The organism is Microbacterium sp. NIBRBAC000506063 (assembly GCF_017968845.1).
In the GTDB taxonomy this organism is placed as follows: domain Bacteria; phylum Actinomycetota; class Actinomycetes; order Actinomycetales; family Microbacteriaceae; genus Microbacterium.
Genome location: NZ_CP072876.1, coordinates 1,431,065 through 1,451,816 on the forward strand (window position 1 = coordinate 1,431,065; position 20,752 = coordinate 1,451,816).

19 protein-coding genes, 5 pseudogenes and 1 riboswitch are annotated in these 20,752 nt (G+C 70.0%); of the genes and pseudogenes, 15 read left to right on the top strand and 9 right to left on the bottom strand.

Annotated features, from left to right (window positions below; all coding sequences use genetic code 11):
- Window positions 1-10: 10 nt before the first annotated feature.
- Complete coding sequence (locus KAE78_RS08195) at window positions 11-1,738, top strand: ABC transporter ATP-binding protein (RefSeq protein WP_223170502.1); 1,728 nt, start codon at window positions 11-13, stop codon at window positions 1,736-1,738.
- Complete coding sequence (locus KAE78_RS08200; RefSeq protein WP_223170503.1) at window positions 1,735-3,825, top strand: ABC transporter ATP-binding protein; 2,091 nt, start codon at window positions 1,735-1,737, stop codon at window positions 3,823-3,825. Before KAE78_RS08195 ends, KAE78_RS08200 begins: the two co-directional genes overlap by 4 nt.
- A gap of 86 nt (window positions 3,826-3,911) precedes the next feature.
- Here the strand turns inward: KAE78_RS08200 and KAE78_RS08205 are convergent, their stop codons facing one another.
- Window positions 3,912-5,546 carry a D-alanyl-D-alanine carboxypeptidase gene (locus tag KAE78_RS08205; protein WP_223170504.1) on the bottom strand — a complete coding sequence of 545 codons (1,635 nt, stop codon included), beginning with the start codon at window positions 5,544-5,546 and terminating at the stop codon, window positions 3,912-3,914.
- A gap of 32 nt (window positions 5,547-5,578) precedes the next feature.
- A riboswitch (TPP riboswitch) is annotated at window positions 5,579-5,688 on the top strand.
- On the opposite strand from KAE78_RS08205, the gene KAE78_RS08210 reads away from it, so the two are divergent.
- From KAE78_RS08210 to KAE78_RS08220, 3 genes and pseudogenes are all read left to right on the top strand, one after another.
- Window positions 5,681-6,340, top strand: coding sequence for an ECF transporter S component (locus KAE78_RS08210; protein WP_223170505.1), 660 nt, complete (start codon window positions 5,681-5,683; stop codon window positions 6,338-6,340). Its footprint overlaps the riboswitch before it by 8 nt.
- A pseudogene (locus KAE78_RS08215) lies at window positions 6,312-7,855 on the top strand (ABC transporter ATP-binding protein). The gene KAE78_RS08210 and the pseudogene KAE78_RS08215 overlap by 29 nt, the downstream one beginning before the upstream one ends.
- A complete protein-coding gene (locus KAE78_RS08220; protein WP_223170506.1) occupies window positions 7,852-8,640 on the top strand; it encodes an energy-coupling factor transporter transmembrane component T family protein in 789 nt (262 codons plus the stop codon). The pseudogene KAE78_RS08215 and the gene KAE78_RS08220 overlap by 4 nt, the downstream one beginning before the upstream one ends.
- A 22-nt stretch (window positions 8,641-8,662) precedes the next feature.
- On the opposite strand, the gene KAE78_RS08225 is transcribed toward KAE78_RS08220, so the two are convergent.
- Together KAE78_RS08225 and KAE78_RS08230 are read right to left on the bottom strand one after the other, a co-directional pair.
- On the bottom strand, window positions 8,663-9,406 hold the full coding sequence (locus KAE78_RS08225) for an aminoglycoside 3'-phosphotransferase (protein ID WP_317451733.1): 744 nt from the start codon (window positions 9,404-9,406) through the stop codon (window positions 8,663-8,665).
- Window positions 9,407-9,432: 26 nt separating this feature from the next.
- Window positions 9,433-9,798, bottom strand: coding sequence for a DUF488 domain-containing protein (locus tag KAE78_RS08230; RefSeq protein WP_223170507.1), 366 nt, complete (start codon window positions 9,796-9,798; stop codon window positions 9,433-9,435).
- 96 nt (window positions 9,799-9,894) lie between these two features.
- Here KAE78_RS08230 and KAE78_RS08235 point away from each other — a divergent pair, with 96 nt between their 5' ends.
- The 3 genes and pseudogenes from KAE78_RS08235 to KAE78_RS08245 all read left to right on the top strand — a co-directional run bounded on the left by KAE78_RS08235 (window position 9,895) and on the right by KAE78_RS08245 (window position 12,572).
- Window positions 9,895-10,656: an SDR family NAD(P)-dependent oxidoreductase gene (locus tag KAE78_RS08235; protein WP_223170508.1), complete on the top strand. Its 762-nt coding sequence runs from the start codon at window positions 9,895-9,897 to the stop codon at window positions 10,654-10,656.
- A 26-nt stretch (window positions 10,657-10,682) separates the two neighbouring features.
- A pseudogene (locus tag KAE78_RS08240) lies at window positions 10,683-11,521 on the top strand (SDR family oxidoreductase).
- A gap of 38 nt (window positions 11,522-11,559) precedes the next feature.
- Window positions 11,560-12,572: pseudogene (locus KAE78_RS08245) on the top strand (aldo/keto reductase family protein).
- Between the two features lie 122 nt (window positions 12,573-12,694).
- On the opposite strand, the pseudogene KAE78_RS19595 reads toward KAE78_RS08245, so the two are convergent.
- From KAE78_RS19595 to KAE78_RS18660, 6 genes and pseudogenes are all read right to left on the bottom strand, one after another.
- Window positions 12,695-12,994 (bottom strand): annotated as a pseudogene (locus tag KAE78_RS19595) (VapC toxin family PIN domain ribonuclease); the annotation flags it as partial.
- Complete coding sequence (locus KAE78_RS08255; RefSeq protein ID WP_223170509.1) at window positions 12,991-13,179, bottom strand: hypothetical protein; 189 nt, start codon at window positions 13,177-13,179, stop codon at window positions 12,991-12,993. The pseudogene KAE78_RS19595 and the gene KAE78_RS08255, both read right to left, overlap by 4 nt.
- Before the next feature lie 134 nt (window positions 13,180-13,313).
- Window positions 13,314-13,799, bottom strand: a complete 486-nt coding sequence (locus KAE78_RS08260; protein ID WP_223172446.1) for a bifunctional 4-hydroxy-2-oxoglutarate aldolase/2-dehydro-3-deoxy-phosphogluconate aldolase — start codon at window positions 13,797-13,799, stop codon at window positions 13,314-13,316.
- Complete coding sequence (locus KAE78_RS08265) at window positions 13,688-13,951, bottom strand: hypothetical protein (protein WP_223170510.1); 264 nt, start codon at window positions 13,949-13,951, stop codon at window positions 13,688-13,690. Before KAE78_RS08265 ends, KAE78_RS08260 begins: the two co-directional genes overlap by 112 nt.
- Before the next feature lie 40 nt (window positions 13,952-13,991).
- Window positions 13,992-14,648 carry a GntR family transcriptional regulator gene (locus KAE78_RS08270; RefSeq protein WP_317451922.1) on the bottom strand — a complete coding sequence of 219 codons (657 nt, stop codon included), beginning with the start codon at window positions 14,646-14,648 and terminating at the stop codon, window positions 13,992-13,994.
- Window positions 14,612-14,749, bottom strand: a complete 138-nt coding sequence (locus KAE78_RS18660; RefSeq protein WP_317451931.1) for a hypothetical protein — start codon at window positions 14,747-14,749, stop codon at window positions 14,612-14,614. The genes KAE78_RS08270 and KAE78_RS18660 overlap by 37 nt, the downstream gene beginning before the upstream one ends.
- Window positions 14,750-14,923: 174 nt before the next feature.
- Here KAE78_RS18660 and iolC point away from each other — a divergent pair, with 174 nt between their 5' ends.
- From iolC to rlmN, 7 genes and pseudogenes are all read left to right on the top strand, one after another.
- Window positions 14,924-15,829: a 5-dehydro-2-deoxygluconokinase gene (gene iolC, locus KAE78_RS08275; RefSeq protein ID WP_262927593.1), complete on the top strand. Its 906-nt coding sequence runs from the start codon at window positions 14,924-14,926 to the stop codon at window positions 15,827-15,829.
- Window positions 15,826-16,215 (top strand): hypothetical protein, encoded by a 390-nt coding sequence (locus tag KAE78_RS19600; protein ID WP_411155920.1) that lies wholly within the window; start codon window positions 15,826-15,828, stop codon window positions 16,213-16,215. Before iolC ends, KAE78_RS19600 begins: the two co-directional genes overlap by 4 nt.
- Window positions 16,139-16,600: pseudogene (locus KAE78_RS19605) on the top strand (deoxyribose-phosphate aldolase); the annotation flags it as partial. The gene KAE78_RS19600 and the pseudogene KAE78_RS19605, both read left to right, overlap by 77 nt.
- Before the next feature lie 138 nt (window positions 16,601-16,738).
- Window positions 16,739-18,244: a CoA-acylating methylmalonate-semialdehyde dehydrogenase gene (locus KAE78_RS08280; RefSeq protein WP_317451923.1), complete on the top strand. Its 1,506-nt coding sequence runs from the start codon at window positions 16,739-16,741 to the stop codon at window positions 18,242-18,244.
- Between the two features lie 32 nt (window positions 18,245-18,276).
- Window positions 18,277-18,723: an alcohol dehydrogenase catalytic domain-containing protein gene (locus tag KAE78_RS08285; RefSeq protein WP_223170511.1), complete on the top strand. Its 447-nt coding sequence runs from the start codon at window positions 18,277-18,279 to the stop codon at window positions 18,721-18,723.
- On the top strand, window positions 18,717-19,283 hold the full coding sequence (locus KAE78_RS08290; protein WP_223170512.1) for a zinc-binding dehydrogenase: 567 nt from the start codon (window positions 18,717-18,719) through the stop codon (window positions 19,281-19,283). The genes KAE78_RS08285 and KAE78_RS08290 overlap by 7 nt, the downstream gene beginning before the upstream one ends.
- Before the next feature lie 92 nt (window positions 19,284-19,375).
- On the top strand, window positions 19,376-20,605 hold the full coding sequence (rlmN, locus tag KAE78_RS08295) for a 23S rRNA (adenine(2503)-C(2))-methyltransferase RlmN (protein ID WP_223170513.1): 1,230 nt from the start codon (window positions 19,376-19,378) through the stop codon (window positions 20,603-20,605).
- The last annotated feature ends 147 nt before the right edge of the window (window positions 20,606-20,752 follow it).

The window sequence follows — 20,752 nt, forward strand, 5'->3', positions numbered from 1 at the left end:
AGGACTCCACGTGCTCGGAAAACTCCTCGTCCGCTACCTCTCCCGCTACCGGTGGCTGCTCGTCGGCGTTCTGGTCTTCCAGTTCGCCTCGGCCTTGGCCGCCCTCTATCTGCCGAGCCTGAACGCCGACATCATCAACAACGGCATCGCCCAGGCCGACACCGGCTACATCTGGCGCACCGGCTTCCTCATGCTGGCCATCTCGCTCGGCCAGATCGTCGCGGCCGTCATCGCCACCTACCTCGCCGCCCGCGCCGCGATGGGCACCGGGCGAGACATCCGCGCCGATGTCTTCGCGCGGGTGAGCAGCTTCTCCGAGCGCGAGGTCTCGCAGTTCGGCGCGGGCTCGCTCATCACCCGCAACACCAACGACGTCCAGCAGGTGCAGATGCTGGCCATGATGGGCGCGACGATGTTCGTCATGGCGCCGCTGCTGGCCATCGGCGGCATCATCATGGCCGTGCGGCAGGATGTCGGGCTCAGCTGGATCATCGGCGTCTCGGTGCCGGTGCTGCTGGTGGTGGCCGGACTCATCATCAGCCGCATGGTGCCGCTGTTCCGCAGCTACCAGGGCAAGCTCGACACGATCAACCGCGTCATGCGCGAGCAGCTCACCGGTGTGCGCGTCGTCCGCGCCTTCGTGCGAGAGGCGATCGAGGCCGAGCGCTTCCGGCGGGCGAACACCGACATCATGGTCGTCGGCCGCAAGGTCGGCTCGCTCTTCGTGCTGCTGTTCCCGCTGTTCATGCTCATCCTCAACGTCACCGTCGTCGGCGTCATCTGGTTCGGGGGCATCCAGGTTCAGCAGGGCAATGTCGAGATCGGCACGCTCATCGCCTTCATGCAGTACATCGGCCAGATCATGATGGGCGTGATCATGGTGAGCTTCATGGCGATGATGATCCCGCGCGCGGCGGTGTCCGCCGAGCGCGTCGGCGAGGTGCTCGATGCCGAGGCGACGATGGTCCGCCCCGAGAACGGCGTGACCGTGTTCCCGACTCCGGGCGCCGTGAGTTTCGACGGAGCCGAGTTCACCTATCCGGGCGCGGAGGCGCCGGTGCTCACCGGCATCCGATTCGACGTCGCGCCCGGCGAGACCGTCGCGATCGTCGGCTCGACCGGTGCGGGCAAGTCCACGCTCATCTCCCTGATCCCGCGTCTGTTCGACGTCACCGGAGGCGCGGTGCGCGTGGGCGGCGTCGATGTGCGCGAGGCCGACGTCGAGGCGCTGTGGGATTCGATCGGACTCGTGCCGCAGCGTCCCTTCCTGTTCACCGGCACGGTCGCCTCCAACCTCCGCTACGGCAAGGAAGACGCCACCGACGAGGAGCTGTGGAAGGCCCTCGAGATCGCGCAGGGTCGCGACTTCGTGGAAGAGATGCCCGAGAAGCTTGAATCGCGCATCTCGCAGGGCGGCACGAACGTGTCGGGAGGGCAGCGCCAGCGGCTCGCGATCGCCCGGGCCATCGTGCACCAGCCGAAGGTGCTCATCTTCGACGACTCCTTCTCGGCCCTCGATCTCACCACCGATGCGCGCCTCAGGCAGGCGCTCTGGCGAGAGCTCCCGGAGGTGACCAAGATCGTCGTCGCCCAGCGCGTCTCGACGATCACCGATGCCGACCGCATCATCGTGCTCGACGGAGGCACGATGGTCGGATCCGGCACCCACGACGAGCTGCTCGCCTCCAACGAGACCTACCGCGAGATCGTCGAGTCGCAGCTGGGGGTGGACGCATGAGCACCGACACGCAGCTGAGCGCAGAAGAGCAGTACGAGGCCGAGCTCGCCGAGCAGGCCCGGCAGAACTCCGGCGACTGGGACAGCGTCGCACCCGGCAAGGCCGACAACTTCGGCAAGAGCTTCGCCCGGATGATCGGGCTGCTCAAGCCCTCCGCCGCCTGGCTCGCCCTCGTGACGGTCTTCGGCGCGTTCGGGGTGGTGCTCACGGTCGCCGCCCCGAAGGTGCTCGGTGAGGCGACCAACATCATCTACGAGGGCTTCATCTCGAAGGTGCTCGGCGACAACGGCGTACCCGCCGGCTTCTCCCAGGAGCAGGTCGTCGACCTCCTGCGCTCCCAGGGGCAGGATGACTACGCGAACATGGTCTCCGCCTTCGCGGACTTCACCGTCGGCGCGGGCATCGACTTCGACCGCCTCCGCTGGGTCATCACGGCCGTCCTGGCCATCTATCTCGTCGCCGCGCTCCTCAGCTGGCTGCAGGGCTACGTCATCAACGTCATCATGGTGCGCACGATGTGGCGCCTGCGCGAAGACGTCGAGGCGAAGATCAACCGCCTGCCGCTGTCGTACTTCGACAAGGTGCAGCGCGGCGAGCTGATCTCGCGCGTCACCAACGACATCGACAACATCACCCAGACGATGCAGCAGTCGCTCTCGGGTGCACTCACCTCGATCCTCACGGTGATCGGCACGCTCGTGATGATGTTCTCGATCTCCTGGCAGCTTGCGCTGGTCGCGCTCATCGCCCTGCCGCTCATGGCGGTCATCTTCGGCGTCATCGGACCGCGCTCGCAGAAGGCCTTCGGCATCCAGTGGCGCAAGGTCGGGCGTCTCAACGCGCGCGTCGAGGAGGCCTTCTCCGGCCACGCCCTCGTGAAGGTCTTCGGCCGCGAGCAGGACGCCCTCGACAAGTTCCAGGAGGAGAACGAAGAGCTCTTCCAGGCCAGCTTCAAGGCGCAGTTCCTGGCCGGCATCATCATGCCCGCCATGACCTTCGTCGGGAGCCTCACCTTCGTGGGCATCGCCGTGCTCGGCGGACTCATGGTCGCCAGCGGCCAGCTGCGCCTGGGCGATGTGCAGGCGTTCATCCAGTACTCGCAGCACTTCACCCAGCCGCTGAGCGAACTCGGCGGCATGGCGGCGGTCGTGCAGTCGGGCACGGCGTCCGCCGAGCGCGTGTTCCAGTTCCTCGACGCCGACGAGCAGGAGCCCGACGACGAGGACGCCGCCGCACTGGAGGACGGCGCCGGGGTCATCGAGTTCCGGAACGTCGCGTTCTCCTACTCCCCGGAGCGCCCGCTCATCACCGACCTCTCCTTCCGGGTCGAGCCCGGCCAGACCGTCGCGATCGTCGGTCCCACCGGGGCCGGCAAGACCACGCTCGTGAACCTCATCATGCGTTTCTACGAGCTCGACTCCGGGGAGATCCTGCTCGACGGCCAGAACATCGCGGATGTCACCCGCGACGAGCTGCGTTCGCGGACGGGCATGGTCCTGCAGGATCCCTGGCTGTTCGGCGGCACGATCATGGAGAACATCCGCTACGGGAAGGCCACGGCATCCGACGAGGACGTCATCGAGGCGGCGACGGCGACCTATGTCGCCCGCTTCGTGCACGCCCTGCCCGACGGCTACGACACCGTCCTCGATGAGGACGCCTCGAACGTCTCGGCCGGCGAGCGGCAGCTGATCACGATCGCGCGCGCGTTCGTCTCCAGCCCCCGGATCCTCATCCTCGACGAGGCGACCTCCGCGGTCGACACCCGCACCGAGCTTCTGCTGCAGCACGCGATGGCCGCGCTCCGCCAGGGGCGCACCTCCTTCGTGATCGCGCACCGGCTCTCCACCATCCGCGACGCCGACCTCATCCTCGTGATGGAGCACGGCGACATCGTGGAGAAGGGCACGCACGACGAGCTCATCGCGGCCGAGGGCGCCTACTGGCGGCTGTACCAGTCGCAGTTCGAGGATGCGGCGACCGACATCGATGCCGAGGCTGCTCTGGAGACCGGGGCGATTCCCGTCCCGGATGCCGCGGAGGACATGACAGGCCCGGTGCCGGTGGCCCCGGCATCCGACGCCTGACACCGACCTGCACCCGCGCCCCGAGGTCGCGCAAGAACGCTGCCGCTCGGGATGCGGGTGCAGTCCCGAGCGCGGAGCGGGCAGGCTCAGCCGGTGAGGCCGAGCAGCTCCAGAGGGTGGGTCAGGCGCCACCAGATGCTCGGGCCCTCGATCGGAGCCGCGAGAGAAAGCGACGTGGCGTTCGTGTCGATCGGGCCGACCGTCGTGAGGGTGCCGACCCGGTCGCCGGCGTCGCGGTTCTCACCGAGGGCGAGATCGATCCGGGTCGTCGCCGTCGCACCGTCCCACAGCACGACGCGGGTGGGCTGATCGGTCACGATGTCGACCGCCTCGCCCCATGCCGTCGTGACCTCGCCGGCGATGGTCCCGGCCGCCACCGTGGGCGGCTGCGTGGCGAGGGCCTCCTCGACCTGCGCGAGCAGCGACTCCGTCTCGGCCTCTCGCGCTGCCATGGTCGGCTGCCCGATCACGGCGACCGAGATGGGCACGATCGTCTCGCCGACGACGATCTCCTTCGTCGTCAGGACGTTCCAGTAGTCGGTCTCCAGACCGCTGCGCTCTTTGCTCATCGAGCCGGTCTTGACGCCTGTCACTCCCGTGGTGCCCACGAGCGGGTTGGTGTTCTCGACCTCCCCGGCGCCGGGGATCGTCGCCACGGGAGTGCTGACGATCTCCCGGATCACGGGATTGGCCATCGCGATCTCCGCCAGCTTGACCAGCGAGGCGGGGTCGGCGGTGTTGCGCGGATCGATGCCGCTCGAGTCGACGAGCTCGATGCCGTCGAGCCCGCGGTTGTGGAGCCAGTCCCTCGCCGCGGCGGCGAAGTTGTCGTTCGATCCCCAGATCTCGCGGGTGAGACGCTCGATGTAGTTGTTCGCCGAGCCGAGGAGCGTCCCCTGCAGCAGCTCGTACTGGGTGAGCGTGCCGCCCACCGGCACGTTCAGCGCGGACTCGTTTCGGCTCAGATACTGCCAGTAGTTGTTCGAGTCGGCCCACGTGAAGCTGTAGGAGGGCCCGGACTCGCCGACGCTCAAGGGCTGACGGTCCAGCACCATCAGGCTCGAGACGACCTTGGCGATGCTGGCGATCGGGGCCGTGTCCGAGGTGGATGCGACCGCGCCCACACCCTCGATGCCGATCGAGCCGCTGCCGCGGGACGACCACGAGATGTCGGCGGCGGGGCTCGTCGCCGGGACGACCTCGACGGCGGCGATGCGCGGGGCGACCTCGTGCAACGGCCACACGATCATCGTCGTCGCGTAGGCGCCGAGAAGAGCGGCGAGGGCGGCCGCCGGGACCACCAAGGAGGGCCGCAGAGCCGACCGACGCGGGGCGTCGGCCAGCAGCGAGGGGGCGTCGGTGGTCTCGAAGGCGCCGACGGATGCCGGTGTGAGTCGGTCAGCGGTCAGCCAGGCGAGAGCGGTGGGAGCGGCGTCGCTGTCGGCCCATCGGACGGCAGCGGAGTTCGTGTCCGGGAGGGCGACCGTCGCATCGGGCTCCGGGGCGAAGAGCTGTGTCGTGGCATCCGACCCCGCATCCGGGGCGTGGAAGGGAACGGTCTCGGTGGTGGCGGAGGCCGGCGAGACGGGCGGTGTCGGAGCCTCCCCGACCGCCGGGGAGATCGCCGAAGGGGGCGACGGCTCAGTGGCTGCCGCCTGGCGTTCACGCAACTGCCGACGCGTCAGCGCGCCGGTCTGCGGACGTGAATCGGGGGAGGTCACCCGATCAAGATTACCTGTCGCGCTATGCTGGACCTGACAACCACGGGAGTCCGGATAGCCGGGCTGAGAGGAAGCGAACCGCGCTTCGACCGTCGAACCTGATCTGGGTCATGCCAGCGCAGGGAGGAGATTCAATGAACACGTCTGTGTCCGCATCCGCTCGTCCGGGCCTTCGGAACCGGGAGCTCTGGCGCTGGCGCGTCGTCGACATCGTCGTCGCCAGCGTCGTCGGTGTCGCCGCCGGCGCCATCTTCTGGGCCTGGGGCAACTTCGCCTGGCCGGGCCTGAGCCCTCTGCTCGCCTTCACCCCCGGACTCGAGGGTCTCCTGAGCGGCGGATGGCTCTTCGCCGGCGTGCTCGGCGGGCTCATCGTGCGAAAGCCCGGCGCTGCCGTCTACACCGAGGTCGTCGCCGCCGTGGTCTCCATGCTGATCGGCACGCAATGGGGATTCTCTGTTCTGATCTGGGGCTTCATTCAGGGGCTCGGCGCTGAGATCGGCTTCGCGCTGTTCCTCTACGGCAACTGGCGTCTGGCCGGAGCGCTCACCGCGGGCGCCCTGGCCGGTGTCGCCGTCGGCTTCCTCGACACCACCTTCACGAGCCTCGCCGCGCAGATCTTCGAGGTGCGGGCGATCTACTTCGGCAGCGCGGTCGTCTCGGGCCTCCTGATCGCGGGCCTGCTGTCCTGGGTGATCGTTCGCGCACTGGCCGCGACAGGTGCGCTGGACCGGTTCGCCGCCGGGCGAGAGGCGCGAGTCGTCGCCGATGACGAGGACGATCCGACTTCGCCGTGAGGGCGACGTGACTGACGCGCGATATCCCGGAGGCGCACTCGTCGAGGCGCGCGGGTGGGGCTGGCGTTACGGATCTCGTCGTCGGCCCGCTGTCGCCGGGCTGGACCTTCGGATCGAGCCCGGCGAGCGGGTCCTCCTGCTCGGGGCGAGCGGGGCGGGTAAGAGCACCGTGCTGCATGGTCTTGCCGGGGTGCTGGGCGACGCCCAGGACGGCGAGGAGGAGGGACGGCTGCTGATCGACGGCAGGCGACCCGTCGATGCCCGCGGACGCGTGGGCCTGGTGCTGCAGGACCCCGACGCCCAGGTCATGCTGGCTCGGGTCGGTGACGACATCGCATTCGGATGCGAGAACCTCGGCGTCGCCCGCGATGAGATCTGGCGGCGCGTCGACGCCGCGATCGAGGCGGTCGGGCTCGACCTGCCGCGGTCGCATCCCACCTCGGCGCTGTCGGGCGGGCAGAAGCAGCGCCTGGCGCTGGCAGGCGTGGTCGCGATGCGGCCGGGACTCATCCTCCTCGACGAGCCGACGGCGAACCTCGACCCCGACGGCGTCGCGGAGGTACGGGACGCCGTGGCTCGCGTGGCCGCCGACACCGGTGCCACGCTCGTCGTGATCGAGCACCGCGTCGCCGTCTGGGCAGATCTGGTCGACCGGGTCGTCGTGCTCGGCCCGGGGACGGAGGGGGCGGGGTCATCGCCGACGGAGCGCCGGAGGCGATCTTCGACAGTCACGCGGAGGCGCTGACGGATGCCGGCATCTGGGTGCCCGGCGTGGAACCGGACCCGCCGTCGCGCCGTCGCACAGAGGTCGGGCCGGCGCTGCTGCGTGCGGAAGGACTCGCGGTCGGTCGCACTCCCTTCGGCTCCCGGAACGCCCGTGTCGTCGCCGGCGGGGTCGAGCTCGAGGTGCATGCGGGGCGGGCGTTGGCGGTCACGGGGCCCAACGGCGCCGGCAAGTCGACGCTCGCGCTCACGCTCGCCGGCCTCCTTCCTGCGGTCGGCGGGCAGGTGCTCGCCTCCGAGGGGCTGGCCGACGGAGCCGGCCCGGCGCCGATACGATGGCGGTCGCGCGAACTGCTCACCCGGATCGGCACGGTGTTCCAGGATCCCGAGCATCAGCTGCTCGCATCGACCGTGCGCGGCGAGCTGGAGGTCGGGCCGCGCGCCCTGGGGCTCTCGGAGACCGAGATCGCCGAGCGCACCGATGCGCTGCTGGACCGGCTGAGACTGCGGCGGCTGGCGAAGGCGAACCCCTACACGCTCTCGGGCGGCGAGAAGCGCCGGCTCTCCGTGGCGACGGTGCTGGCCACGGCTCCCCGCATCATCGTGCTCGACGAGCCGACCTTCGGGCAGGACGCACGCACCTGGCGCGAGCTGGTCGCCCTCCTTGCCGAGCTGCTCGACGAGGGCACCGCCGTCGTCGCCGTCACACACGATGCGGACTTCGTCAGGGTGCTCGCCGACGCCGAGTTCCGGCTCGGCCACGGGCTCCGCCCGATCGTGGGGGCCGCATGAGCATGCTCACCGTCGACCTGCAGACCGGTCTGCTCGTGCGCACCAACGCCGTCGCCAAGCTCGCCGCGGCGCTCATCGTCAGCGTCACGCTGATGATGTCCATCGACTGGGTCTCGGCGGCAGTGGCCCTCCTCCTCACCGCCTGCCTGCTGCCGCTGACCGGGCTGGGTGCCCGCGGATTGTGGGTGCGACTGTGGCCGTTCGGGATCGTCGCCGCTCTCGCCGGTGTCACGACGTTGCTGTACGGGCGCCCATCGGGGGAGGTCTACTGGTCGTTCTGGCTGATCGCGATCAGCGACGGGTCGATCGAGCTCGCCGTCGCCGTAGTTCTCCGCGTGCTCGCCATCGTGATCCCCAGCGTGGTGCTGTTCATGACGACCGACCCCACCGATCTCGCCGACGGGCTCGCCCAGATCCTTCGCCTGCCGGCCCGCTTCGTCCTCGGTGGCCTCGCGGGGATGCGGCTGGTCGGCCTGTTCATGGAGGACTGGCGCTCGCTGGAGTCGGCCCGTCGCGCACGCGGGGTGGCCGATGCGGGGCGGCTGCGCAGATTCGCCGGTCAGGCCTTCGCGCTTCTCGTGCTGTCGATCCGGAGAGGTTCGAAGCTGGCCACCGCGATGGAGGCGCGCGGCTTCGGTGCGCGCGGCACGCGCACCTGGGCCCGCGAGTCGGTGTTCGCCGCGCGGGACTGGGCGCTCATCGCCGTGGCGGCTGCCATCGCGGTGACGGCCGTGAGCGCGGCCGTCTGGGCCGGCACGTGGAACTTCATCCTGGGTCTGGACTGATCCGTCCGCATCCTGCCGTGACTCAGGTCGCGTTCCACAGCTCCCGGTAGAAGGCGATCCGCTCGCGGTCGGGTTCGATGCCGTAGGCCTCGACGAGCGCGTCCTCCCATCCGGGGCCGTAGTTCCATTCGGTGCTCATCGCGGCGACGGCGATGTCGGCCCACCGGTCGCCGACGCCGAGGGCGGCGAGGTCGACGTGCCCGGCCCAGCGCCCGGTGTCGTCGAGCAGGGTGTTGGGGCAGCAGGCGTCGCCGTGGCAGACGACGAGCCGGTCGATGGAGGGCGCGTCGTTCAGCGCCTCCGGCACGACGATCCCGCGACGCCGGGCGTGCGCGATGCGTGCGGGCACGGTCCACTCCCAGGGGCACTCCTGCACCGGAAGCGCATCGTGCAGAGCCCGCAGCCCTTCACCGACCGCCTTCACCGCTGTGGCGGGCTCGGCGGTCCATCGTGCCGCGACAGCGCTCTCGCCCTCGATCGCCGTGGTGACGAGCCACTCGTGCGTCTCGTCCTCGCCCTGGTCGAGCACGCGCGGCACGCGAATCCAGGATGCGGCCCACCGCATCCGCTCCGCCTCCTGCCGGAAGGACGCTTCGGCGTCGCGCGGCCCCATTTGATGTAGAAGCGCTCGCCGCTCGCGGGTGTCGCGTGGAAGGTCAGGCCGCCCAGCTGGTTCTCCCAGACGCAGCGCAGCCCGGCGTCGCCTGCCAGTTCGAGTACGCGATCGGGGACGGTGACCGGTTCGGAGGGAATCGTCATCCCTCATCCTCCCGCCTCTGCCCGGGTGCGTCGTCAGCCGGGCAACAGGCCCCGCAGTGCCTCCTCCAGGACGACAGCGTGGTTGTGCCGCTCATCATGCGCCGCATAGACGAGCGTGACGATCGGATGCCGCCGCAGCTCCTCCGCGAGCCTCGCCAGCGCGGGGGCGGTCTCGTGCGCGAGCTCGGCCCGGTAGCGGTCGGCGTAGGCGCCCCACTCGTCATCGGGCGCGGCGTGCCACTCGCGGCGCAGCTCAGGGCTGGGGGTGGTGTCCTTCGCCCACAGATCTATGGCCGCGCGCTCGGTGGAGACGCCGCGCGGCCAGAGCCGGTCGACCAGCACGCGGAACCCGTCGGAGGGATCGGCCGTGTCGTAGGCTCGCTTCACACGCAGTTCCATGCCCCCAGCCAACACCGCGCGCGGGGTCGTTTCCACGCTGAGACTGGAGACCATCTAAGCTGGAACTGAGTTGCACCTCGTTCGAAGGAGAACCGAATGCAGATTTCCGGATCCGGCGCCCTCATCACCGGCGGCGCCTCCGGCCTCGGCCTCGCCGCCGCGCAGCTGCTCGCGGAGGCTGGAGCCCACGTCACCCTCCTCGATCTGCCGGGCTCGCCGGGCGCCGAACGCGCCGAAGAGCTCGGCGGCCTCTTCGCCCCGGGCGATGTGACCAGCGCATCGGATGCCGCATCCGCCGTCGCCGCGGCGCAGGCCGCCGCGCCGCTGCGCATCGTCGTCAACTGTGCGGGCATCGCCCCGCCCGCGAAGGTCCTCGACCGCGAGGGCAACCCCGGTTCGCTCGAGGACTTCGAGCGGATCATCCGCATCAACCTCGTGGGCACCTACAACGTCACCGCGCAGGCGGCGTCGGTGATCGCGAAGAACACCCCTGATGCGACCGGCGACCGCGGCGTCGTCGTCAACACCGCGAGCGTCGCCGCCTTCGACGGCCAGATCGGCCAGCCCGCGTACTCGGCGAGCAAGGGCGGCGTGCACGCGATGACGCTGCCGATCGCGCGCGAACTGGCGCGCTACGGCATCCGGGTCTGCACGATCGCCCCCGGCATCATGGAGACGCCGATGCTCAAGGGCCTGCCCGAGGCCGCGCAGGAGTCCCTCGGCCAGCAGGTGCCGTACCCCTCCCGGCTCGGTCGCCCCGAGGAGTACGCGCAGCTCGTGAAGCACATCGCCGAGAACGGCTACCTCAACGGCGAGACCATCCGCATCGACGGCGCCATCCGCATGGCCCCGAAGTGACCCCCACCCCATTCGAAGGAGCGACGATGACCGAGAAGAAACTCGCCGGCAAGACCATCCTGATGTCGGGCGGCAGCCGCGGCATCGGCCTCGCGATCGCGCTGCGCGCGGCATCCGACGGCGCGAACATCGCGCTCATGGCCAAGACCGACACCCCGCATCCGAAGCTCGAGGGCACGGTGCACACCGCAGCCGAGGCGATCCGCGCCGCGGGCGGGCAGGCGCTGCCGATCGTCGGCGATGTCCGCAACGACGACGAGGTGACCGAGGCGGTCCTGAAGACGCAGGGCGAGTTCGGCGGCATCGACATCGTCATCAACAACGCCAGCGTCATCGACCTGTCGGGCTCGCTCGACCTGGCCGCGAAGAAGTACGACCTCATGCAGGACGTCAACGTGCGCGGCACCTTCATGCTCTCGCGCGCGGCGGTGCCGATCCTGAAGGGCGCGGAGAACCCGCACATCCTCTCGCTCTCGCCCCCGCTGAACCTCAGCCCGAAGTGGCTGGGCGCGCACACCGGATACACGCTCGCGAAGTACGGCATGACGATGACGACGCTCGGGCTCGCCGCCGAGTTCGCCGCAGACGGCATCGCCGCCAACGCCCTCTGGCCTCGCACCACGATCGCGACCGCCGCCGTGCAGTTCGCGCTCGGCGGCGACCGCATGATGAAGGTCAGCCGTACGCCCGAGATCTACGCGGATGCCGCCTACGAGGTCATCACCCGGCCCGCCCGCCAGTACTCGGGTCAGACGCTCATCGTCGAGGACGTGCTGTCGGATGCCGGCATCACCGACTTCTCCGGCTACGCCGCCGTGCCCGGCACCCCGACGAGGAGCTCTTCCCCGATATCTTCTTGGACTGATGCGCCCCGCCCCCTCGCACGGCCGATAGCGTGGTTCCATGGTCAACTATCGCTACCTCGGCAACAGCGGATTCAAGGTCACGGAGATCACCTACGGCAACTGGGTGACGCACGCCTCACAGGTCGACGACGCGGCGGCCATCGCCACGGTGCACAAGGCGCTCGACCTCGGGATCACCAGCTTCGACACGGCCGACACCTATGCGAACACCGCCGCGGAGGTCGTGCTCGGCAAGGCACTCGCCGGCATCCCGCGTGAGCAGCTGGAGATCTTCACCAAGGTCTACTGGCCCATCGGCAGGAAGGGCCGAACGACCAGGGGCTGTCGCGCAAGCACATCTTCGACGGCATCCACGGTTCGCTCAGGCGCCTCGGCGTCGACTACGTCGACCTGTACCAGGCGCACCGCTATGACTACGAGACCCCGCTCGAAGAGACCATGCAGGCCTTCGCCGACATCGTCCGGCAGGGCAAGGCGCTCTACATCGGCGTGAGCGAGTGGACGGCCGAGCAGCTGCGCGAAGGGCATGCGCTCGCGAAGCAGCTGGGCTTCCAGCTCGTGTCGAACCAGCCGCAGTACTCCGCGCTGTGGCGGGTGATCGAGGGGAAGGTCGTCCCGACCTCCGAAGAGCTGGGGATCTCGCAGATCGTCTGGTCGCCGATGGCGCAGGGCGTGCTGTCGGGCAAGTACCTGCCGGGTAAGGCGCTGCCGGAGGGGTCGCGGGCCACCGACGACAAGAGCGGCGCCCACTTCATCAAGGGCTTCCTGAACGACGAGGTGCTCACGGCGGTGCAGAAGCTCCGACCGATCGCCGAGGAGGCCGGCCTCACGCTTCCGCAGCTCGCGATCGCGTGGGTGCTGCAGAACCCGAACGTGTCGGCCGCGCTCGTCGGTGCCTCGCGCCCCGAGCAGCTCGAGGATTCGGTAGGGGCCTCCGGGGTCGTGCTGGACGCGGCGGTCAAGACGGCTGTCGACGAGGCGCTGGCACCTGTCGCGGTGACCGATCCCGAGGAGACGTACAAGGTCTCGCCGAAGGGCCGCCCGGCCTGAGTCGTTCCGGGCCGGTCGCTGCGTCTACCCCTCGGGATCAGGAGCGTGGCATGCGGCAGCGCCTTGTGCAGCCCTTCGTCGAGCGTCGCAAGACGGCCTCCGTGGTGCACGGCGAGCCCTGCGAGATAGGCGTCCGTCACCTGACGGTGCCCGACGATGTGGCCGACATCGATGTCCGCGAGCGAGAGGTCGTCCGCCCAGAACTCAAGGCGCGGGTTGTCGTGCATCGCGCTCAGGAGAGCGTTGACGCTCGACGCCGTGACTCCGATGCGCACCAGGTAGCGCATGAGGGCGCCCTCGACGATGGGTGACACCGCGGAGCGCTCCACATCGTGGAACCACGAAGTCACCCTGTCGAAGTGCTCATGCTCGGAGATCGTGAGCGCGATGAGCGCATTGGCGTCGAGGAGGTACGGGGTCATTCTTCTTCCAGCGCGGCGGCGATGTCGGCATCCGTTACTGCGCGCCCGATGCTGATGACCGGCATGCCCGAACGCGGGTCTCGTGAGAACTCGACTTCGACCTCGAGTCGAGCCAGCCCGTGCATCGTGAGGTCGGCCAAGACCTGAGACATCGACTGGCCGCGCGAGGCGGCGAGTTCGCGCACCCGCTGATGAGCGGCGGGGGGAGGTCGACCGTCGTACGCATGCGACAAGGATAGCATCACAGATGATGCAAGGATGATGCAAGAGGTGTGATCCCGGCTCAGAACGGCGTAGAACTCAGGAATCGGCGACGCGTTCAGGCGGTTCGCGCGGCGCGCAGCGCCTCGGCGAAGCGGACGGCGCGCTGCTCGATGGCGTCCCAGTCGGATGCCGCCAGCAGGGCGCTCGAGGCGAGATCGCCGCCGGCGCCGACGGCCAGCGCGCCCGCGGCGAACCAGTCGGCGACGTTGTCGGGGGTCACGCCGCCCGTGGGCATGAGGGGTGCGTCCGGGAAGGGGCCGCGCAGGGCACCGAGGAACCCGGGGCCGCCGAGCGAGGCGGGGAAGATCTTGACCACGTCGACGCCCAGCTCGAGGGCGAGCATGACCTCCGACGGCGTGAGCGCGCCCGTCATCGTCACCCGGCCCGTCGCGCGCATCGCCTCGGCGAGCGACGGCAGTGTGCCGGGGCTCACGAGGAACTCGGCTCCGGCATCCGCCGCCTGCTCGGCCTGTGCCGCCGTCGTGACCGTGCCGGCGCCGACGTAGGCGCTGTCGCCGTGGCGGGCGACGAGCTCGCGGATGACCGCGGGTGCGTCGGGGTCGAGAAGGTGACCTCGATGCCGGTGACGCCCCGCGGATGATGGCCTCGGATGCCGTCAGCGCCGCCTCGGGGAGGGCGCACGAAGCACGGCGATGACCCTGCGGCGCGGGCGCGGTCGGTGCGGGTGCTCATGTTCCTGTCTCCATCTCTTGCTGCGTCGATGCCGCGGCGATCACTTCGCGACGAGCGTCGTCTCGAAGCTGTAGCGGTCGGGGCGGTAGCAGTGCCGACCGTGCTCGACGGCGCGGCCCGCGGCATCGAAGGCCGTGCGCTCCATGGTCAGCACGGGTCCGGATTCGTCGATGCCGAGGCGCTCGGCCTCGTCGCCGTGTGCGCGGCGGGCGCCGATCCTCTGCCGCGCGACACGGACCGTGACGCCGCGCGTGCGCAGCAGCTGGTACAGGCCGTGCTGCTCCAGATCGTCGGCGGTGATGTCGCTGTAGGCCGCGGGCAGGTGGTTCTCGAGGATCGCGACGGTGGTGCCGTCGGCCAGACGCTCGCGACGCATGAACACGACCTCGGTGCCGGGTGGCACGCCCAGCGCTGCGGCGACGTCGTCGGGGGTCGGTCGCACATCGAGCTCGAGAACCCGGGTTCCCGGTTCGTGGCGGGTGCTCAGAAGGTCTTCGTAGAGGCTCGTGAGCTCGACCTCGCGGGTGACCTGGCCGTGAACGACCTGGGTGCCGACTCCGCGGCGCCGCACGAGCAGGCCCTTGTCGACGAGTTCCTGGATGGCGCGGCGGATCGTCGGACGTGACACGCCCAGACGCTGGGCGATCGCGATCTCGCTGATCAGCTTGTCGCCGGGGGCGAGGCGGCCGTCGCGGATCGCGGACTCGAGCCGTGTGGAGACCCGGAAGTACAGCGGGAGGGGCCCGTGCGCTCGAGATCGGCGAAGACCTCGTCGATCCAGGCGGTGTCGGCGGTCACGAGGGCACCTCTGCTCCGGTAGGGCTGACGTATGTCGGAACAATATTACAACTCGTCCCTCGAGCAGAGACGAGTATGTGTTATTGTCAGGACAAATAAGCTTCGATGAGGAGACACCGCGAACATGACTGACCCGGCATCCCCCGAGACGTCCTCGCCCTGGGACGTCTGGGCGTGGACATCTACCCGCTGCAGAGCGGTGTCGGCCTGGAGGAGGTCTCGACCTTCGGCAAGTATCTCGGCGGCACGGCGGCCAATGTCTCGGTCGCCGCGGCTCGCCTCGGTCGCGACGTCGCCCTCGTCTCTCGCGTCGGCGACGACCCCTTCGGCCGCTACCTGCTCGCCGAGCTCACCCGCCTGGGTGTCGACAACCGTCGCGTTGCGACGGATCCCGAGCACAAGACGCCGATCACCTTCTGCGAGATCTTCCCGCCCGACGACTTCCCGCTGTACTTCTACCGCCTTCCCAAGGCACCCGACATGTGCATCTCGATCGATCAGCTCGACGAGGACGAGGTGCGCGGCGCGCGCATCCTCTGGTCGACGGTCTCCGGCCTCAGCGAGGAGCCGAGCCGCTCGACGCAGCTGCACGCCCTCGCCCTCCGCGCCCGCCGCGCGCACACGATCCTCGACCTCGACTACCGGCCGATGTTCTGGGAGAGCCCGGATGCGGCGACCGAGCAGATCGCCCTCGCGCTCGAGTCGGTGACCGTCGCCGTCGGCAACCGCGAGGAGTGCGAGGTCGCGGTCGGCGAGACCGACCCCCTGCGCGCCGCCGATGCGCTGCTGGAACGTGGTGTCGAGCTCGCGATCGTCAAACAGGGCCCGAAGGGCGTTCTCGCCAAGACCCGCGACGAGCAGGTGGAGGTCGAGCCGTTCCTGATCGACGTCGTCAACGGCCTCGGCGCCGGTGACGCCTTCGGCGGCGCCCTGTGCCACGGACTGCTCTCCGGCTGGGGCATCGAGCGCACCCTCCGCTATGCGAACGCGGCCGGCGCGATCGTCGCCGGCCGCCTCGAGTGCTCCACGGCGATGCCGACGTCCGACGAGGTCGAGGCGCTTCTGGAGCAGCGCACATGAGTGTCATCGGCGAAGCGGGATTCGCGAGGCTCCGCACGCTGCGCGCGACAGATCCCGCCGCCTTCGCCCGGGCTCGCACCGCCCGCGCCCGCCGCCGGCTTCTCGGCGAGGACGGCAGGCTGTTCATCGTCGCCGCCGACCACCCGGCGCGCGGGGCGCTGGCCGTCGGATCGGATGCCGCGGCGATGGCCGACCGCCACGAGCTGCTCGAACGGCTGGCCACGGCACTGGTCCACCCGGTGTCGACGGTGTGCTGGGCACCCCGACATCCTGGACGACCTGACCGTCCTCGGCCTGCTCGAGGGCAAGATCGCCGTCGGCTCGATGAACCGCGGCGGCCTGCGCGGTGCCGCCTTCGAGCTGGACGACCGCTACACCGCCTATGACGTCTACTCGATGCGGGCGGCCGGCGTCGATGTCGCCAAGGCCCTCATCCGCATCGACCTGGACGACCCCGCCACGGCCCGCACGCTGGAGGCGACCGCCGCCGCCGTGACCGCCGCGGCGTTCGCCGGCCTTCCCCTCATGCTCGAGCCCTTCCTCAGCCGCCGCGAGAACGGACGCGTGGTCAACGACCTGACGACGGATGCCGTAATCCTCTCCGTCGCGATCGCGGCGGGCCTCGGCGCCGACAGCTCGCACACGTGGATGAAGCTCCCGGTCGTGGCCGACATGGAGCGCGTCATGCGCGCCACCACGATGCCGACGCTGCTGCTGGGCGGCGACCTCGACGGCGATGCCGACGAGACCTTCGCGTCCTGGGAGCACGCCGTCTCGCTCCCCGGCGTGCGCGGCCTCACCGTCGGTCGCACGCTTCTCTACCCGCGGACGGCGATGTCACCGGCGCCATCGACCGTGCGGCGCGCATCGTCCACCCGAATCTCTGACCGCAAGATCGAAGGAACACCCATGAGCACCACGGACCTGCCCGTTCTCGGCCACTGGATCGACGGCGCCGAGAAGGCCTCGTCCTCCGGTCGCACCGCCGAGGTCTTCGACCCGGCGCGGGGCGTGGCCACCAAGCGTGTCGCGCTGGCGGACAAGGCCGAGATCGACGCGGCGGTGGCCTCCGCCCATGCGGCCTTCCCCGCCTGGCGCGACCTCTCTCTCGCCCGGCGTCAGAGCGTGCTCTTCCGCTTCCGGGAGCTTCTGGACGCGCGCAAGGGCGAACTGGCCGAGATCATCACGAGCGAGCACGGCAAGGTCCTCGACGACGCCCTCGGTGAGATCAGCCGCGGGCAGGAGGTCGTCGAGTTCGCCTGCGGCCTCGCCCACCATCTGAAGGGCGAGTACTCCGAGCAGGTCTCGACCGGCGTCGACGTCTACTCCACGCGTCAGCCGCTGGGCGTGGTCGGCATCATCTCTCCGTTCAACTTCCCCGCGATGGTCCCGGCGTGGTTCTTCCCCATCGCGATCGCCGCAGGGAACACGGTCGTGCTCAAGCCCAGCGAGAAGGACCCCTCGGCGGCGAACTGGATCGCCGCGCTGTGGGCCGAGGCCGGTCTTCCCGCCGGTGTCTTCACCGTGCTGCACGGCGACAAGGAGGCCGTCGACGGCCTGCTCGAGCATCCGGATGTCGCGGCCATCTCCTTCGTCGGCTCGACGCCGATCGCCCGCTACGTCTACGAGACCGGCACCCGCCACGGCAAGCGCGTCCAGGCGCTCGGCGGAGCGAAGAACCACATGCTGGTCCTGCCCGACGCGGACCTGGACCTCGTGGCCGATGCCGCGATCAACGCCGGGTTCGGCTCGGCCGGTGAGCGGTGCATGGCGATCTCGGTCGTCGTCGCCGTGGAGCCGGTCGCCGATCCGCTCATCGCGAAGATCACCGAGCGGATGGCCGGGCTGCGCACCGGCGACGGGCGTCGCGGCTGCGACATGGGCCCGCTCGTGACGAGGCAGCACCGGGACAAGGTCGCCTCCTACATCGACGTCGCGATCGACGACGGCGCGACGGTCGTCGTCGACGGCCGCGAGGTGGTGCCCGACGGCGATCCGAACGGCTTCTGGCTCGGGCCGACGCTCATCGATCGCGTGCCGACGACCTCGCGCGTGTACACCGAGGAGATCTTCGGACCCGTGCTCGCCGTCGTGCGCGTGGCCAGTTATGAGGAGGGCGTGGAGCTCATCGACTCCGGCGCTTTCGGCAACGGCACCGCCATCTTCACCAACGACGGCGGCGCCGCCCGCCGCTTCCAGTACGAGATCCAGGCCGGCATGATCGGTGTCAACGTGCCGATCCCCGTGCCGGTGGCGACCTTCTCCTTCGGCGGCTGGAAGGACTCGCTGTTCGGCGACACCAAGGCGCACGGCGCCGAGGGTGTGCGATTCTTCACTCGACAGAAGGCGATCACCAGCCGCTGGCTCGACCCCAGCCACGGCGGCATCAACCTCGGGTTCCCGCAGAACGGCTGAGCCGGCAGCGCGGCGCACGGAGAGGGAAGAACATGGAGAAGAACACGATGCAGGCCGTGATCAAGACCGGGCCGGGCGAGGAGGGCATCGTCGTCGGCGAGATCCCGGTGCCGGAGGCGGGGCCCGGCCAGGCGGTCGTCGCCGTCCGTGCGGTGGGCATCTGCGGCACCGACGTGCACATCGCGCACGACGAGTATGCGCATGAGCGGCCCGTCGTCATGGGGCACGAGGTGCTCGGCACGGTGGCATCGGTGGGCTCTGCGGAGGACGCCGACTGGGTCGGCGTCACCGTCGCGATGGAGACGTACTTCCGGGCCTGCGAGGTCTGCGATCTCTGCCGCGCCGGACGCCGCAACCTCTGCGTCGAGCGCCGCTCGATCGGCTCCTTCCGCGACGGAGGCTTCGCCGAGTACGTGCTCGTGCCGGTGCTGAACCTGCACCGTCTGCCGGAGACGCCGGGGAGCTCGACGGCGTGCTGAGCGAGCCGCTGGCCTGCGTCGCGCAGTGCCTGCTCGACCCGCCGATCGTGCAGCCCGGCGACCGCGTGCTCGTCACCGGCCCCGGCGCGATGGGGCAGCTGTCGGCGCAGGTCGCCCGCGCCTGCGGCGGCGAGGTCACGCTCGCGGGGCTCCCCGCCGACGCGGAGCGACTGGCCGTCGCCGAGCGGCTCGGCTTCGCCACGACCACGCAGGTGCCTGCGGAGGATGTGTTCGACGTCGTCATCGAGTGCTCCGGGGCGGCGCCGGCGGCCGCGAACGCGCTGCGTGCGGCGCGGCGCGGCGGGCGGTATGTGCAGGTCGGCATCTTCGGCGCCGACGTCAGCCTGCCGATCGACCTCGTCCTCTACAAGGAGCTCACCGTCACCAGCGGCTTCGCTTCCACGCCGACGTCCTGGCGCAGCGCGATGCGGCTCATCGCCTCGGGAGAGCTCTCGCTGACCCCGCTCGTGACCCGGGAGGTCCTCCTCGCCGACTTCCCCGAGGCGCTGCAGTCCGCGATGCGCGGCGAAGGGCTCAAGACCGTCGTCGTCCCGGGCTGACGCCGGGCGATCTCGGATGCCGTGGACACCGGCATCCGGCATCCGATCCGCCTTCAGGCGCTTCCCACCGCCCACCGCGTACCCTGGAAGGCATGACCGAGACCTCTCCTGTGCGCGCCACGACGCCCCGTCAGGTGCGCCCGCGCACCGAGGGATGGACCCAGAAGAAGGACGCCGAGGGTCGTCCGCTCCTGCAGTTCGCCAGTCCTAAGCGCGGAAAGCCGCCCGTGCACTTCGCCGACCTCACCCCCGAGGGGCGCGTGGAGAAGGTGAAGGAGCTGGGGCTTCCTGCGTTCCGCGCCAAGCAGCTCGGCACGCACTACTTCCGGCACTACACGTCCGACCCGGCGGAGATGACAGACCTGCCCGCCGAGCGGCGCGAGGAGCTCGTCGGCGCGCTCATGCCGCCGCTGCTCACCGAGGTGCGGCGGCTGCAGACCGACGACGGCGACACGATCAAGTTCCTCTGGCGCCTGCACGACGGCGCCCTCGTCGAATCGGTGCTCATGCGGTACCCGGGCCGGATCACCCTGTGCGTGTCGAGTCAGGCCGGATGCGGCATGAACTGCCCTTTCTGCGCGACCGGGCAGGCCGGGCTCACCCGCAACATGTCGGCCGCCGAGATCATCGACCAGGTCGTGCGCGCCAACCGCCTGATCCGCGAGGGCGGCCTGGGCAAGGCCGAGCACCCCGAGGAGCGGGTCACGAACATCGTCTTCATGGGGATGGGCGAGCCGCTGGCCAACTACAACCGCGTCATGCACGCCGTGCGCACGATGGTCGGAACCGGCCACGAAGGCCTCGGCATGAGCGCCCGCGGGATCACGGTCTCGACCGTGGGCCTGGTGCCGGCGATCCGCAAGCTCGCCGGCGAGGAGATCCCGGTGACCTTCGCCCTCTCGCTGCACGCGCCCGACGATCAGCTGCGCGACGAGCTCATCCCGGTGAACTCGCGCTGGAAGGTCGATGAGGCCCTCGACGCCGCCCGCGAGTACTTCGAGAAGACCGGCCGCCGCGTCTCGATCGAGTACGCGCTCATCAAAGACATGAACGACCACCCCTGGCGCGCCGACCTCCTCGCCGAGAAGCTCAACGCCCGCGGTCGCGGCTGGGTGCACGTGAACCCGATCCCGTTGAACCCCACGCCGGAGTCGGTGTGGACGGCATCCGAGAAGTCCGTCCAGCGCGAGTTCGTGCGCCGGCTCAACGACGCCGGCGTCCCCACGACGCTCCGCGACACCCGCGGCAAGGAGATCGACGGCGCCTGCGGCCAGCTCGTCGCCACGACCGAGGACGAGGCGGCCTCCGCGGCGCTCGGCTGAGCAGTCCGGGTGGGCTCACGGCATCCGAGCTTCCCTCGACATCCGTGGCCACTGGTCAACGGATACCCAGGGGTTGCCCAGCCCGCGGGAACGCGATCGTGGCACCATGGAAGAGGCGCCGCACGAGCGTCGACGCGAAGAGAAGGA